This window comes from Streptomyces tailanensis (assembly GCF_008386495.1).
GTDB lineage: Bacteria > Actinomycetota > Actinomycetes > Streptomycetales > Streptomycetaceae > Streptomyces > Streptomyces tailanensis.
Genome location: NZ_VTHJ01000001.1, coordinates 337,546 through 353,017, shown reverse-complemented (window position 1 = coordinate 353,017; position 15,472 = coordinate 337,546). Strand labels below are relative to the sequence as shown.

The following is a 15,472-nucleotide window of genomic DNA, read 5'->3' as shown; positions in this document are numbered from 1 at the left end:
CGGGGGTGGGGAAGCGGACGTCGCGCGGCCGCCCGCTTCCCCGCCCCCGTACGGCTACTGCCGGCCGCGCAACTGGCGGTACTTGGCGACCAGGGCCTTCGTGGACTCGTCGAGTCCCGGCACCTCGGCGCCCTCCGTCAACGCGGGCTCCACCCTCTTCGCGAGGACCTTGCCCAGCTCGACGCCCCACTGGTCGAAGGAGTCGATGTTCCAGACGGCGCCCTGGACGAACACCTTGTGCTCGTACAGCGCGATCAGCTGGCCGAGCACCGACGGGGTCAGCTCCTTCGCCAGGATCGTGGTCGTCGGGTGGTTCCCCTTGAACGTCTTGTGCGACACCAGCTCCTCCGGCACGCCCTCCGCCCGCACCTCGTCCGGCGTCTTGCCGAAGGCCAGCGCCTGGGTCTGGGCGAAGAAGTTGGCCATGAGCAGGTCGTGCTGGGCCTTGAACCGGTCACCGAGCTCGGCGACCGGCTCGGCGAAACCGATGAAGTCGGCCGGGATCAGCTTCGTACCCTGGTGGATCAGCTGGTAGTAAGCGTGCTGCCCGTTCGTCCCCGGCGTGCCCCACACCACCGGGCCCGTCTGCCACTCCACCGGGGCCCCGTCCCGGCCCACGTACTTGCCGTTGGACTCCATGTCCAGCTGCTGCAGATACGCCGTGAACTTGGACAGGTAGTGGCTGTACGGCAACACCGCGTGCGACTGGGCGTCGTGGAAGTTGCCGTACCAGATGCCCAACAGGCCGAGCAGCAGCGGCACATTGGACTCGGCGGGCGCCGTGCGGAAGTGCTCGTCGACGATGCGGAACCCGTCGAGCATCTCCCGGAAGCGGTCCGGACCGATCGCGATCATCAGCGACAGCCCGATCGCCGAGTCGTACGAGTAGCGTCCGCCGACCCAGTCCCAGAACTCGAACATGTTGGCCGTGTCGATACCGAAGTCCGACACCTTCTCGGCGTTCGTCGACAGCGCCACGAAGTGCTTGGCGACGGCCTCGGAGCCGGCCTTCAGCTCGGTGAGCAGCCAGTCCCGCGCGGAGGTCGCGTTGGTGATCGTCTCGATCGTGGTGAACGTCTTCGAGGCGATGATGAAGAGCGTCTCCGCCGCGTCGAGATCCCGTACGGCCTCGTGCAGGTCGGCCCCGTCCACGTTGGACACGAAACGGACGACCAGGTCGCGGTCGGTGTAGGAGCGCAGCACCTCGTACGCCATCGCCGGGCCCAGGTCGGAGCCGCCGATGCCGACGTTGACGATGTTCTTGATGCGCTTGCCGGTGTGGCCGGTCCACTCGCCGGAGCGGATGCGCTCGGCGAAGCCGGTCATCCTGTCGAGCACCGCGTGCACACCCGGCACCACGTTCTCGCCGTCGACCTCGACCACCGCGTCACGCGAGGCACGCAGCGCGGTGTGCAGGACGGCACGGTCCTCGGTGGTGTTGATCTTCTCGCCGCGGAACATGGCGTCCCGCAGCCCGAACACGTCGGTCGCGGCGGCCAGCTCGCGCAGGCGCCGCAGCGTCTCGTCCGTGACCAGGTGCTTGGAGTAGTCGACGTGCAGATCGCCGACCTCCAGCGTGTACCCGGCACCACGCCCGGGGTCGGCCGCGAACAGCTCACGCAGCTGTACCTCACCCTGCTGCTCCCGGTGCTCGGCCAGCGCCGTCCACTCGGGCCTCTGGTTGAGCCTGGTACGGCTTTCTGCGTTCATCTCGGACTTCAGCCTTCTTTCCTACCTGGTCCTGCCTGCCTGGCCCCGCTGCCGGTCCAACTTAATTGATCACGACGAAACCGAAGCTGTCGCCTCGTCGTCGCCCGGCTCAACAGCAGAGCTCGACAACAGATACGTCCACCAGGACCAGAGCGATCACAGCCGCCGTAAACGCGTCCGGCCGGGCACCCCTGGATGCCCGGCCGGTCTCAACTTCTAGATCTCGCCCCGCAGTTTGGCGAGTGCCTCGGCGAGGATGGCCTCGCCGTCCGCGTCGCTGCGGCGCTCCCGCACATAGGCGAGGTGCGTCTTGTAGGGCTCGGTGCGCGGTGGGTCCGGCGGGTTGTCCCGGTCCTGTCCGGCCGGGAAGCCGCAGCGCGGGCAGTCCCAGGTGTCGGGGACCTGCGCGTCGCTGGCGAAGCTCGGCTGGGTCTCATGTCCGTTGGAGCACCAGAAGGAGATGCGCAGCCGGGGCGCGGACTCGCCGCGCTCGGCTTCGCCCATCGGCCCCGCCCCGACCCGGCTTCCTCGGATCGCGTTGCCACTTGCCACGGTGTAACTCCCTGCGTGATGGTGCGGCGAAGCGAGTCGGCGTTTCGCTTCGCTGCGAGCGCCTCAGTCTACGTAAGGCCCAACGCGCGTCCAGTGATTGGAGTTACATCCCTCCCACAGACGCAAGCCCCATGATAGGCCGCGCTCGAAGTCGCGTACCCAGCATGGGGCTTTACGTGCGAATTGGTGCGTCCGTGACGCGTTGTTTCGCCGGCGTCGTGGCTGACGGTCAGTTGTTGACCTTCATCAGGATGCCGAGTACGACAATGCACGCGAACCACAGCAGACCGACCACGACGGTGATCCGGTCGAGGTTGCGCTCGGCGACCGAGGAGCCGCCGACGGACGACTGCATGCCGCCACCGAACATGTCGGAGAGGCCGCCGCCCTTGCCCTTGTGCATCAGCACCAGCAGCATCAGCAGCCCGCTGAAGACGATCAGGGCGATCGAGAACCCCATAACCACGGCTGGACCAACTTCCTCGGATCTGGATGGACGACAGGGGCATGGCGGCAGCGCCATGCCCCCGCAAGGGTACGACGTTCCGCCGCTACCGCATACTCACTGGTCGCCTCACTGGTCGCGGAAGCGCACGATCTTGACGAACTCGTCCGCGTCGAGCGAGGCGCCGCCGACGAGGGCGCCGTCGATGTCGGCCTGGGCCATGATCTCGGCGACGTTGCCGGCCTTGACGGAGCCGCCGTACTGGATGCGGATCTGGTCGGCGGTCTCCTGGGAGTACAGCTCGGCGAGCTTGCCGCGGATGGCCCCGCAGACCTCCTGGGCGTCCTCCGCGCCGCAGACCTTGCCGGTGCCGATGGCCCAGACGGGCTCGTAGGCGATCACGATGGTCATGGCGTGCTCGGCGGTGACGTCCTTGAGGCCGCCCTCGACCTGGGCGAGGGTGTGGGAGACGTGGTTGCCCGCCTCGCGGACCTCCAGCTCCTCGCCGACGCACAGGATCGGCGTCAGGCCGTGCTTGAAGGCGGCCTTGACCTTCGCGTTGACGATCTCGTCGGTCTCGTCGTGGTACTGGCGGCGCTCGGAGTGGCCGATCGCCACGAACGTGCACTTGAGCTTGGCCAGCATCGGGCCCGAGATCTCGCCGGTGTAGGCGCCGGAGTCATGGGCCGAGAGGTCCTGGGCACCGTACTTGATCTTGAGCTTGTCGCCGTCGACCAGGGTCTGGACCGAACGCAGGTCGGTGAAGGGCGGCAGGACCGCGACCTCACAGGCCTCGTAGTCCTTGTCGGCGAGGGCGAAGGCAAGCTTCTGGACGTGGGCGATGGCCTCCAGGTGGTTGAGGTTCATCTTCCAGTTGCCCGCCATCAGCGGCATACGCGTGCTCAAAGGTCAGTCCTCCAGTGCGGCGAGGCCGGGGAGCGTCTTGCCCTCGAGGTATTCGAGGGAGGCGCCGCCACCGGTCGAGATGTGGCCGAATGCGTTCTCGTCGAAGCCGAGGATGCGCACGGCCGCGGCGGAGTCTCCGCCGCCGACGACCGTGAAGGCCTGGGAATCGAGGAGAGCCTGGGCGACCGCCTTGGTGCCCTCGGCGAAATCGGGGTGCTCGAAGACGCCCATGGGGCCGTTCCAGAAGACGGTGGCGGCGTCGGCGATCTTCGAGGCGTACAGCTTGCGGGACTCCGGACCGACGTCCAGGCCCATCTGGTCGGTCGGCATGGCGTCCGCGGCGACCGCGGTGGCGTCGGCCGGCTCCTTGCTCTTCAGGTCCGGGAACGCGGGCGCGACGACGGCGTCGACGGGCAGGACCAGCTCGACGCCGGTCTTCTCCGCGCGCTCCAGGTACTCGGCGACCGCGCCGAGCTGGTCCTCCTGGAGCAGGGAGCTGCCGATCTCGTGGCCCTTGGCCTTGAGGAAGGTGTACGCCATGCCGCCGCCGATGAGGATGCGGTCGGCCTTGCCGAGCAGCTGGTCGATGACGGCGAGCTTGTCGGAGACCTTGGCGCCGCCGAGGGCGACCACGTAGGGGCGCTGGACGTCCTCGGTGAGCTTCTTCAGGACGCCGACCTCGGTGGCGATGAGGTACCCGGCGTAGTGCGGCAGCCGGGCCGGCAGGTCGAAGACCGAGGCGTGCCTCCGGTGCACCGCGCCGAAGCCGTCGCCCACGTAGACGTCGGCGAGGGCGGCGAGCCGGTCCGCGAAGGCGGCGCGCTCGGCGTCGTCCTTGGCCGTCTCACCGGCGTTGAAGCGCAGGTTCTCGATGACGGCGACCTGGCCGTCGGTGAGGCCCGCGACGGTGGACGTGGCGGACTCGCCGACCGTGTCCGTGGCGAACTCGACCTGGGCGCCGAGGAGTTCACCGAGGCGGTCGGCGGCCGGGGCGAGCGAGAAGGCCGGGTCCGGGGCGCCCTTGGGGCGGCCGAGGTGCGAGGCGACGACGACCCGCGCGCCCGCCTGGGCCAGTGCCTTGACGGTGGGCAGGACGGCCCGGATGCGGCCGTCGTCGGTGATGGTGGTGCCGGACAGCGGCACATTGAGGTCGGCGCGGACGAAGACCCGCTTACCCGTGACCCCTTCGGCGAGGAGTTCGTCGATCGTCTTCATGGAGAGGGGCTCCTGAGGGAGGACTCGTGGTGCTCGTGATCCTAAGAGGGCTGATCTGCACGTGAGTCAGGGCCCGGGCGGCGCGTCACTGCGCCGCCCGAGCCCTGCCGTCACATCAAGTGCCTGCTCTGTTGATCAGAGCTGGTTGCCGACGAAGACCGTGAGGTCGACGAGGCGGTTGGAGTAGCCCCACTCGTTGTCGTACCAGCCGAGGATCTTCACCGAGTTGCCCTCCTGGACCATGGTCAGGGAGGAGTCGAAGGTGCAGGAGGCCGGGTCGCTGACGATGTCCGAGGAGACGATCGGGTCCTCGGTGTAGGCCAGGTAGCCCTTGAGGTCGCCGTCCTCGGAGGCCTTCTTGAACGCGGCGTTGACCTCGTCCTTGGTGACCTCGCGCTGCAGCTGCACGACCAGGTCGGTGGCCGAGCCGGTCGGGACCGGGACACGCATCGCGATGCCGTCGAGCTTGCCCTTGAGCTGCGGGAGGACCAGCGCGGTGGCCTTCGCGGCACCGGTGGTGGTCGGGATGATGTTCTCGGCGGCGGCGCGGGCGCGACGCAGGTCCGAGTGCGGGAAGTCCAGGATGCGCTGGTCGTTGGTGTAGGCGTGGACCGTCGTCATCAGACCCTTGACGATGCCGAAGTTCTCGTCGAGGACCTTGGCCATCGGCGCCACACAGTTGGTGGTGCAGGAGGCGTTGGAGATGACGTGGTGGTTCGCCGGGTCGTACTTGTCCTGGTTGACACCCATCACGATGGTGATGTCCTCGTCCTTGGCCGGAGCCGAGATGAGGACCTTCTTGGCGCCGCCGGCGAGGTGCTTCGCGGCGTCGGCCTTCTTCGTGAAGATGCCGGTGGACTCGATGACGATGTCGACGCCCAGCTCGCCCCACGGGATGTCGGCGGGGTTGCGCTCGGAGAGGACCTTGATGGTGTGACCGTCGACGGTGATCGTGTCGGCGGTGTGCGACACCTCGGCCTTGAGACGGCCCAGGATGGTGTCGTACTTCAGCAGGTGAGCGGTGGTCGCGGTGTCACCCAGGTCGTTGACAGCCACGATCTCGATGTCTGCACCCTGCTCCAGCAGCGCGCGGAAGTAGTTACGACCGATGCGGCCAAAGCCGTTGATGCCTACGCGGATCGTCACGAACCGATCTCCTCGTTGGTACGCCGGCTCAGTGCCGGCGAGCTGTATGGGATGTCCCCGACCGCCTACGACCCTACCTCCCCAGGGCCCGTCCGGTGACATCGAGATGCCCTATACATGGCGGTGCGGCCCGTACCCGCCAGTAGGGATACGGACCGCCCTGGTTTTGCAAGGTGATTACCTTTTGAGCGCCCCTCTGATCATCTGATTTCAGACCTTCAGGGCCGCCAGTGCCTTGCCGAGGAGTGCCTTGCGGTCGACCGCCGAGGTGACCTGTTCCAGGCCGAAGCCCAGCAGCACGGTGTCGTCCGTGGTGACCGCTCCGTACGTCTTGAAGAGTTCACCGGACAGACCCCAGTCCTTGACGACCGCCGGGCTGCCCTCGGGCGCGCCGGGGGTGGTCCAGGCGCCGAGGGAGGTCTCGAAGCCCTCGACGGGACCGGCCGTGCCGCCGTTGACGACCGTGGCGTTGTCGACGAGGAGTCCGCGACCGCCGGAGCCGGGGTCGGTGATGTAGCCGAGCGACACCTCGACCGTCCTGCCGGCGTACGCGGACAGGTCGAACTCGACCTGCTGCCAGCCGTCGGAGGCACCGGTGAAGCTGTTCCAGGCGCCGCTGGTGCCGGTGGGCGTGCAGGCGCCGGAGCCCGGGGTCAGGTAGCGCTTCAGGGCCGGGTGGGCCTGTACGAGGTATCCGGCCTCGCATTCGGTGGGCACGGCGGTGGAGGTGGCGCCGCCCGCCTCCGGCAGCGTGGTCCAGTCGTCCGCCCCGGCCGTGTGCGCCTCCAGGACCGCGTGGTCGTAGCCCTCCTCCGTGTTCCACAGGAGCTGAGTGCGCAGGGTGGGCTTGTCGGCGGCGCTCACCGACGTGAGGTCGATGGTGCGGGTGAGGCGGTTCCAGGCGTAGTCGGAGTGCGTGACGGCCGCCATGGACTCACCCTCGTACGGGCCGTACGGGTTGACGGTCCCGGGGTACTGGCCCGCGCCCGCGCTCTTGAACTGCGGGAACGTCTCCACGGGCAGGGCGTCCGAGGTGAGGCCGAACGATCCGGCGGTGTCCAGCGGGTTGCCCGGCGCGCCGCCGAGCGCTCCCGTGAAGCCGTCGAGCCTGCCGCTGCCCGCGAAGGAGGTGGCGTTCGGCAGGGACGTACGGCTGTAGGCGCCCAGGTAGTACTGGCTGAAATCGTTCGACAGGGTGCCGCCGCCGAGGTCGACGGCGCCGCCGGCGCTCTCACCGGACTCGATCAGCTTGCCGCCCTCGTTGAGGTAGGCACGCAGTTCGAGTTGGGTGGCCACGCCCGGGCGGACGGCGCCCGTGTAGTGCACGACCTGCTTGAAGTGCTTCAGTACGCCGAGCGCGTCGGGGGCGCCCAGGGTCGCGACGTCCCAGACGAGCGCCTTCTTCCCGTTGGCCTTCAGCGCGTCCACGTAGGTCTGCGCCTGGGTCGCGGTCGCGCCCTCCTCGGCGACGACGAGCGTGTCGGCCCCCGGCCGCTCGGCGATCGTGTACGTGAAGCGCTCGCTGCGGGTGGGCTTGCCGCTCTTCGTCTCGCCGGTGAACCAGACCTCGACCTTGTCGCCTGGTTCACCGTGCCGCACCTTGGCCCGGTACTCGTCGAAGTAGAGGTTGTCCTCACCGCCGAACGTCTCGCCGCCCTTCCAGGACTTGAGCGTCCGGTCGTACGTACGGCCGCGGCCGTTGATCCGGTACTTCATCTCCTTGTCGCGCACGGACTTGCGTACGACGACGGAGACCTCCTGGTCGGCGCCGCGCGCGTACGACGTGGTGAAGGGCGACGTGGTGAAGTCGGGGGCGTCGATGCCGACCGAGGACTTCGGCTGGTCGGGCCGGACGGCGGACTCGGCGACGGAGAGCGCGAAGGGGATGTTCTTCTCGAACTCCTGCTGGATCAGCTTCTCGTCGTCCGGGAACGTGAAGACCGAGGCGCAGTCCTCGGGCTTCCAGGCGTCGTCCGGGTCGATGTTCGACGCGGTCTGGCACGTCGACATCTCGGGGGTGAAGAACGCCGCGCCGTTGACGTTGGACGCGTGGCCGTTCGCCTCACCGTTGGTGGTGTACAGCTCGGAGGAGAGCTGGGGGCGGTAGCCGGGGATGGCGGGCTTCTCCGGGGTACCGGCCAGCGACTCGTAGAGCACGTCGTCCGGAGTGGGGCTCGCCACCTGCCAGCCGACCCCGTAGAGGATGAGCTCGGCGGCCGAGTGGTAGTTGATGCCGTACTCGAAGCCGATGCGCTTCTCGAAGGCGTCCAGGGCCTTCGTCTCGGGCTCGGAGTTGGGGCCGCCGCCGCGGTAGGTCTCGTTGGTGGGGAACGGGGACGAACCCTCGTCGTCGTAGCCCCACTTGTAGGCGAAGTTGCGGTTGAGGTCGACGCCGTCGCCGATCGCTATGGAGCCGTCCCCGTTGATGTCCCGCAGGTTCTTGCGCCACTGGCGGTTGCCGTCGGGCTGATGCGTGAAGTCGTAGCCGTCCGGGTTGGCGGTGATCACGAACCACAGCTCGGTGGTGTCGACGATCTTCTTGATCCGCTTGTCCGTCTTGTAGTTGTCCAGGTAATGGTGCATCAGCCGCCGGGTCATCTCCGGCGTGATCCACTCACGCGCGTGCTGGTTGGACAGGTACAGGACGGAGGGCTTGGCGCCGTCCTTGGTCTTCTTCGCGTTCTTGGTGAGCTTGACCGCGAGGATGTCCTGTCCCTGGAGGGACTTGCCGATGGAGACCACCTTGGTCAGGGACGGGTTCTCCCGGCCCGTCCGGATGATCTCCTCCTTGATGTTGCCCGCGCCGCTGTACGGGCGGTAGACGCCGTCACCGGCGGCGGCCACCCGCGCCTGGGCCTTCTTGGTGAGCTGGTGCTCGTCGAGGTCGACGCCCTGCTCCTCCAAGGCCTCCGCCTGCTTGTCGGTGAGGTAGACCTCGACCGACGCGGTGCCCTTCTCCGGTACCGTCTCGCTGAGTTCATGGCCGTCCTGCCCGGCCGCGAGCAGCAGCGGTACCTGCTTTTTCGTCACCTCGGCGCGGAAGACCTTGAGTTCGTCCGCGTCGGTGGAAGTGTCGCTGTCGGCCGCCTGCGCCAGCGGTGCGAGTCCTGCGCCGCCGCCGAGCAGGAGCACGCCCGCGGCAAGGATCGTTCCAGCTCTTGGTCTCATGAGCCCCCCCCTTGCATAGGTTCGCCACAGTGGCGAACTGACGCCAGGCTCATGTCAGTTCTGGATCAAGTCAAGGGTGTCACACAGGCCACACAAGGATTTCACGCCGTATGCGAAAAGCCGGTGCCGACCGCGCCAACTGGGCGTCGACACCGGCGAGTCGAACCGCTCGTCGGCCTACTGACGGGTGGTCACCCGACGAGGTTCTCGGCCATGTCCTCGGTGAGGCTGGCCTCGGTCCCCGGGATACCGAGGTCCGAGGCGCGCTTGTCGGCCATGGCCAGCAGCCGGCGGATCCGGCCCGCGACGGCGTCCTTGGTGAGCGGCGGGTCGGCGAGCGCGCCCAGCTCCTCCAGGGAGGCCTGCTTGTGCTCCATGCGCAGTCGGCCGGCGGCCGCGAGGTGCTCGGGGACGTCGTCGCCGAGGATCTCCAGGGCGCGGCCCACGCGGGCACCGGCGGCGACGGCGGCGCGGGCCGAGCGGCGCAGGTTGGCGTCGTCGAAGTTGGCGAGCCGGTTGGCGGTGGCGCGGACCTCGCGGCGCATCCGCCGCTCCTCCCAGGCCAGCACGGACTCGTGGGCGCCGAGGCGGGTGAGGAGCGCGCCGATCGCGTCCCCGTCCCGTACGACGACCCGGTCCACGCTCCGTACCTCGCGGGCCTTCGCGGCGATCGACAGCCGCCGGGCCGCGCCGACCAGCGCGAGGGCCGCCTCCGGGCCCGGGCAGGTCACCTCCAGGGAGGACGAGCGTCCGGGCTCTGTGAGGGAGCCGTGCGCCAGGAACGCGCCACGCCAGGCCGCCTCGGCGTCACAGGTGGCACCGGAGACGACCTGCGGGGGCAGGCCCCGGATGGGCCGGCCCCGGCCGTCCACCAGACCCGTCTGGCGGGCCAGCTGGTCGCCGCCCGCGACCACGCGCACGACATAGCGCGAGCCCCGGCGCAGTCCACCGGGGGCCATCACGATCAGTTCGGAGCTGTGGCCGAAGATCTCCAGGATGTCCCGCTTCAGACGGCGGGCCGCCATCGCGGTGTCCAGCTCCGCCTCGATCACGATGCGGCCGCTCACCAGGTGCAGCCCGCCCGCGAACCGCAGGATCGCCGAGACCTCCGCCTTTCTGCAGCAGGTCCGGGTGACGGGAAGCCGGGAGATCTCGTCCTTCACCGCTGCCGTCATCGCCATGGGCCGATCCTTCCATGCATCCGAAAAATACGGTCGTACGCGGCGGCCAACAGCTCCGGATCGTGCCGCGGAGATCCATCGGGCCGGGCCACCGGCGCCAGCTCGACCGCGGCACCGAACCGTTTGGCGGCATCGGTCAGGGAATCGCGGTCGGGCACGGCGGCCTCGTCGGCCAGCACCACGTCCAGGGCGAGTTTAGGGGCGTGTCGTGCCAAAACCTCCAAATGACGCTGCGGGGAGAAGCCATCGGTTTCTCCCGGCTGCGGGGCGAGGTTCAGCGACAGCACGAGCCGGGCCTTGGTCTCGGTGAGGGCGTCGAGCAGGTCGGGCACGAGCAGGTGCGGGATCACCGAGGAGAACCAGGAACCGGGGCCGAGCACCACCCAGTCCGCGTCCAGGACCGCCGCCACGGCCTCGGGCACGGCGGGCGGGTCGTGCGGCACGACGTGCACGGACTGCACCTCGCCGGGCGTGAGCGCGACGGTCGCCTGCCCCCGTACGGTGTCGACCTCGTCGGGGCGGTCCGGGTCGTGGCCCTTGACCAGGGCCTGGAGCTCCAGCGGTACGGCCGACATGGGCAGCACGCGGCCCTGGGCGCCGAGCAGCCTGCCGACCAGGTCGAGGGCCTGGACGTGGTCGCCGAGCTGCTCCCACAGGGCGACGATCAGCAGATTGCCGACCGCGTGTTCGTGCAGGTCGCCCTGGGACTGGAAGCGGTGCTGGATGACGCGTGCCCAGGTCTGGCCCCAGTCGTCGTCGCCGCACAGCGCGGCCAGCGCCTTGCGCAGGTCGCCGGGTGGCAGCACGCCCAGCTCGTCGCGCAGGCGTCCACTGGAGCCGCCGTCGTCGGCCACGGTGACGACGGCGGTGAGGTCGCCGGTGATCCGGCGCAGGGCGGCGAGCGAGGCGGACAGGCCCATGCCGCCGCCGAGCGCGACGACCTTGGGCTGGGTGCCCCGGCGGCGGGGTCTCGCCCCCCTCGCCTCGGCGGGCCTGCCCCCGCGGTCCTCCGCGGTCGCCCGGCGCAGCCTGCTCAGCCGCAGCGCAGCACGTCCGGTCACTCGCGCCCCATGTCCCGGTGCACGACCACGGTCTCGACGCCCTGGGAGGCGAGGCGGGCGGCGAGTTTCTCGGAGGTGGCGACCGAGCGGTGCTTGCCCCCGGTGCAGCCGACCGCGATGGTCACGTACCGCTTGCCCTCGCGGCGGTATCCGGCGGCGATCATCTGGAGCAGCTCGGTGTAGCGGTCGAGGAACTCCTTGGCGCCGGGCTGGTTGAAGACGTACGCGGAGACCTCCTCGTTGAGGCCGGTGTACGGGCGCAGCTCCGGGACCCAGTGCGGGTTGGGCAGGAAGCGCATGTCCACGACCAGGTCGGCGTCGACCGGGAGGCCGTACTTGAAGCCGAAGGACATGACGGTGGCCCGCAGCTCGGGCTCCTCCTCGCCGGCGAACTGGGCGTCCATCTTGGCGCGCAACTCGTGCACGTTGAGGCTGGAGGTGTCGATCACCAGGTCGGCGTCGCCGCGCAGCTCGCGCAGCAGCTCCCGCTCGGCGGCGATGCCGTCGGTGATGCGACCGTCGCCCTGGAGGGGGTGCGGGCGGCGCACCGACTCGAAGCGGCGTACGAGGGCGTCGTCGGAGGACTCCAGGAAGACGATCCGCCGGGTGACGTGCTTGGTCTCCAGGTCGGCGAGGGAGTCGCGGAGGTTGTCGAAGAAACGGCGGCCCCGTACGTCGACGACGACCGCGATCCGCGCCACGTTGCCCTGGGAGCGGGCGCCGAGCTCCACCATGGTGGGGATCAGCGCGGGCGGCAGGTTGTCGACGACGAACCAGCCGAGGTCCTCCAGACACTTGGCGGCCGTCGACCGCCCGGCGCCGGACATGCCGGAGATGATGACCAGCTCGGGGATGGCCGCCTCGGGGACCCCGGCTGTTTCGATGCCCGTACTCACGTGTGCTCCGTCTTCCTGTGGCGCTGGGTGCTCGGAGGCATGGTCGCCCGCCGCGCTGTGGGCTTCCCCGCGCTCCGCTGTGTGCTCTTGGTGCTGTTCTTCCGGACGCTCCGGGGCCTCCGGGCGCTCCGGGATGTCTGGGCGCTCGCTGTGCTGGGTCATGTCTCCTGCCCTCGCCGCCGGTCCGGGGCGCCCGCGGCCACGGGCTCCCCAGAGGGGTCCGCCGTCGTCGTACCGGGCTCCTCTTCCTCCATGATCTCTCCAGTGGCCGTGTTCACGGCGGGTGCGGCCGGCGCCGCCTGGGCCAGGGCCGCGGCGATCGTCTCGGCCGTCTTGCGGCCTATGCCGGGGACCTCGCAGATCTGGTCGATCGTCGCGGCACGCAGCCTCTTGAGCGAGCCGAAGTGCTTGAGCAGGGCCTGCTTGCGGGTGTCGCCGAGCCCCGCTACGTCGTCCAGGGGGCTGGCCCGGAAGCGCTTGGCCCGCTTGGTGCGCTGGTAGGTGATGGCGAAGCGGTGGGCCTCGTCGCGGACGCGCTGGAGCAGATACAGCCCCTCGCTGGTGCGGGGCAGGACCACCGGGTCGTCCTCGCCGGGCACCCAGACCTCCTCCAGGCGCTTGGCGAGGCCGCACACGGCGATGTCGTCGATGCCCAGTTCGTCGAGGGCCCGCCGGGCGGCGGCCACCTGCGGCTGCCCGCCGTCGACGACGACCAGCTGGGGCGGGTAGGCGAAGCGCTTGGGGCGGCCGTCGTCGTCCTTGAGCTCGTCCTTGAGCTCGTCCTTGAGGCCGTCGTCTTTGAGGCCGTCGTTCTTGAGGCCGTCGCCGTCCACCCACTCGCCGGTCCTCTCCTTCTCGGCGAGGTACCGCTTGAAGCGGCGGGTGATGACCTCGTGCATGGACCGGACGTCGTCCTGCCCCTCGAACCCCTTGATCTGGAAGCGCCGGTACTCGCTCTTGCGGGCCAGCCCGTCCTCGAAGACGACCATGGAGGCCACGACGTCCTCGCCCTGGAGGTGGGAGATGTCGTAGCACTCGATCCGCAGCGGGGCGCTGTCCAGGTCGAGGGCCTCGGCGATCTCCTCCAGGGCGCGGGAGCGGGTGGTGAGGTCGGAGGCGCGCTTGGTCTTGTGCAGGACGAGCGACTGCTGGGCGTTGCGCGCGACGGTTTCCATGAGGGCCTTCTTGTCGCCCCGCTGCGGGATGCGCAGGGAGACGTTGGACCCACGGCGCCCGGTGAGCCACTCCTGGACCGGTCCGACGGGGTCGGGCAGCGCCGGGACGAGGACCTCCTTGGGCACGGAGTCGCCCGTCTCCTCGCCGTAGAGCTGCTGGAGCGCGTGCTCGACGAGGTCACCGGTGGTGACGGCCTCGACCTTGTCGGTGACCCAGCCGCGCTGGCCGCGCACGCGTCCGCCGCGTACGTGGAAGATCTGCACGGCCGCCTCCAGCTCGTCCTCGGCGACGGCCATCAGGTCGGCGTCGGTCGCGTCGGCGAGCACGACCGCGTTCTTCTCCATGGCCTTCTTCAGGGCCTCGATGTCGTCTCGCAGCCGGGCGGCCCGCTCGTACTCCATCTCCTCGGCCGCGTCCATCATCTGCTTCTCGAGACGCCGGAGGTACGTGCCCGTGCGCCCGGCCATGAAGTCGCTGAACTCCTCGGCCAGTTCACGGTGGTCCTCGGCGGAGATCCGCTCCACGCACGGCGCCGAGCACTTGCCGATGTAACCGAGCAGACAGGGGCGGCCGGTGCGGGCCGCGTTCTTGAAGACACCGGCCGAGCAAGTGCGGACGGGGAATACGCGCAGCAGGAGGTCGACGGTGTCGCGGATCGCCCACGCGTGCGCGTACGGGCCGAAGTAGCGCACGCCCTTCTTCTTGTGACCGCGCATCACCTGCACGCGCGGGTACTGCTCGTTCATGGTGACCGCGAGGTACGGGTAGCTCTTGTCGTCGCGGTACTTGACGTTGAACCGGGGGTCGAACTCCTTGATCCAGGAGTACTCCAGCTGCAGCGCCTCGACCTCCGTGGACACCACGGTCCACTCCACGGAGGCGGCCGTGGTGACCATCGTCCGGGTGCGCGGGTGGAGGCCGGCCAGGTCCTGGAAGTAGTTCGCCAGGCGCTGACGCAGGCTCTTCGCCTTCCCGACGTAGATCACCCGACGGTGCTCGTCACGGAACTTGTACACCCCGGGAGAGTCCGGGATCTGCCCCGGACTGGGGCGATAGCTGGAGGGGTCGGCCATGCTTCACACCCTACTGGCGGGGAGTGACAACACGGGCGCCCTGTGGACAGAGCCGAGGGGCAGCGCGCGCCCCGGAAACCTAGCGCGTCTCCAAAAACGTCAGTACCGCAAGCACCCGCCGATGATCATCCGGCTCCTCGGGCAACCGCAGCTTCCCCAGAATGTTCCGCACATGCTTCTCGACCGTGCCCTCGGTCACCCACAACCGCTTCCCGATCCCGGCGTTGGACCGACCCTCGGCCATGAGGCCGAGAACCTCACGCTCTCGATTGCTCAGCATGGACAGCGGGTCATCCCGCCGCTGCGCCGCGACCAGCTCCTGCACCAGCGACGGATCGACCACCGACCCACCCCGCCGAATCCGGTCCAATGTCTCCAGGAACTCGTCCACGACAGTGATCCGGCTCTTGAGCAGATACCCGATGCTGCGCCCACCGGCCAGCAGCTCCAACGCGTCCTCGACCTCGACGAACGCCGACAGCACCAGGATCCCGACCTCCGGATACCGCTCCCGGATCTCGCAGGCCGCCTTCAGCCCCTCGGTCGACTGGGTCGGCGGCATCCGGATGTCGATGATCGCGATGTCCGGGTGCTCCGCCTCGACCAGGTCCATGAGCCCGTCGGCGTCCCCGGCCTGGCCCACCACCTCGTAGCCGACGCGCTCGCAGAGGCTCGCCAGTCCCTCCCGAAGGAGCACGTCGTCATCGGCGAGCACCACCCGTCCGCGCTCTGGATGCTGATCGGCGTCCATGGTCTCGGCCTTCCCCCTTGCCCGGCCTGTCCGGTTCGTCCCAACAGCCTGCCCGGACTGGGGACTTACGGCTAGCCGGAAGCCTAGTTGGGGGAGGGCCGGGAGGACACCGGAACGTTTGAGCGCCATGCTCGAAGCCGGACGGCAGTCTCCGCCGTCCGACCCGACCGCCCGGACCGTACGCGTGCCGAG

General features: G+C 69.3%; 12 protein-coding genes. All 12 read right to left on the bottom strand.

The annotated features are described in order from the left end of the window. Positions 1 to 54 precede the first annotated feature (54 nt). Positions 55 to 1,710 carry a glucose-6-phosphate isomerase gene (gene pgi, locus F3T56_RS01555; RefSeq protein ID WP_149822805.1) on the bottom strand — a complete coding sequence of 552 codons (1,656 nt, stop codon included), beginning with the start codon at positions 1,708 to 1,710 and terminating at the stop codon, positions 55 to 57. 216 nt (positions 1,711 to 1,926) lie between these two features. Beyond that, a complete protein-coding gene (locus F3T56_RS01550) occupies positions 1,927 to 2,214 on the bottom strand; it encodes an RNA polymerase-binding protein RbpA (protein WP_004002138.1) in 288 nt (95 codons plus the stop codon). Between the two features lie 277 nt (positions 2,215 to 2,491). Then, complete coding sequence (gene secG, locus F3T56_RS01545) at positions 2,492 to 2,722, bottom strand: preprotein translocase subunit SecG (protein ID WP_055514354.1); 231 nt, start codon at positions 2,720 to 2,722, stop codon at positions 2,492 to 2,494. Positions 2,723 to 2,836: 114 nt separating this feature from the next. After that, on the bottom strand, positions 2,837 to 3,613 hold the full coding sequence (gene tpiA / locus F3T56_RS01540) for a triose-phosphate isomerase (protein WP_149822804.1): 777 nt from the start codon (positions 3,611 to 3,613) through the stop codon (positions 2,837 to 2,839). A 3-nt stretch (positions 3,614 to 3,616) separates the two neighbouring features. After that, positions 3,617 to 4,828 (bottom strand): phosphoglycerate kinase, encoded by a 1,212-nt coding sequence (locus tag F3T56_RS01535; protein WP_149822803.1) that lies wholly within the window; start codon positions 4,826 to 4,828, stop codon positions 3,617 to 3,619. A gap of 135 nt (positions 4,829 to 4,963) precedes the next feature. After that, positions 4,964 to 5,974 (bottom strand): type I glyceraldehyde-3-phosphate dehydrogenase, encoded by a 1,011-nt coding sequence (gene gap, locus F3T56_RS01530; protein ID WP_149822802.1) that lies wholly within the window; start codon positions 5,972 to 5,974, stop codon positions 4,964 to 4,966. A gap of 210 nt (positions 5,975 to 6,184) precedes the next feature. After that, positions 6,185 to 9,142, bottom strand: coding sequence for a M14 family metallopeptidase (locus F3T56_RS01525; RefSeq protein WP_149822801.1), 2,958 nt, complete (start codon positions 9,140 to 9,142; stop codon positions 6,185 to 6,187). Between the two features lie 191 nt (positions 9,143 to 9,333). Beyond that, on the bottom strand, positions 9,334 to 10,323 hold the full coding sequence (whiA, locus tag F3T56_RS01520) for a DNA-binding protein WhiA (protein WP_149822800.1): 990 nt from the start codon (positions 10,321 to 10,323) through the stop codon (positions 9,334 to 9,336). Further along, on the bottom strand, positions 10,314 to 11,384 hold the full coding sequence (locus F3T56_RS01515) for a gluconeogenesis factor YvcK family protein (protein ID WP_149822799.1): 1,071 nt from the start codon (positions 11,382 to 11,384) through the stop codon (positions 10,314 to 10,316). The genes whiA and F3T56_RS01515 overlap by 10 nt, the downstream gene beginning before the upstream one ends. Next, entirely contained in the window at positions 11,381 to 12,442 is a 1,062-nt protein-coding gene (gene rapZ / locus F3T56_RS01510; protein WP_149822798.1) for an RNase adapter RapZ, read from the bottom strand. The genes F3T56_RS01515 and rapZ overlap by 4 nt, the downstream gene beginning before the upstream one ends. Next, on the bottom strand, positions 12,439 to 14,529 hold the full coding sequence (gene uvrC / locus F3T56_RS01505) for an excinuclease ABC subunit UvrC (protein ID WP_149822797.1): 2,091 nt from the start codon (positions 14,527 to 14,529) through the stop codon (positions 12,439 to 12,441). Before uvrC ends, rapZ begins: the two co-directional genes overlap by 4 nt. A 79-nt stretch (positions 14,530 to 14,608) precedes the next feature. Further along, positions 14,609 to 15,280 (bottom strand): response regulator transcription factor, encoded by a 672-nt coding sequence (locus F3T56_RS01500; RefSeq protein ID WP_149822796.1) that lies wholly within the window; start codon positions 15,278 to 15,280, stop codon positions 14,609 to 14,611. Between the last annotated feature and the right edge of the window lie 192 nt (positions 15,281 to 15,472).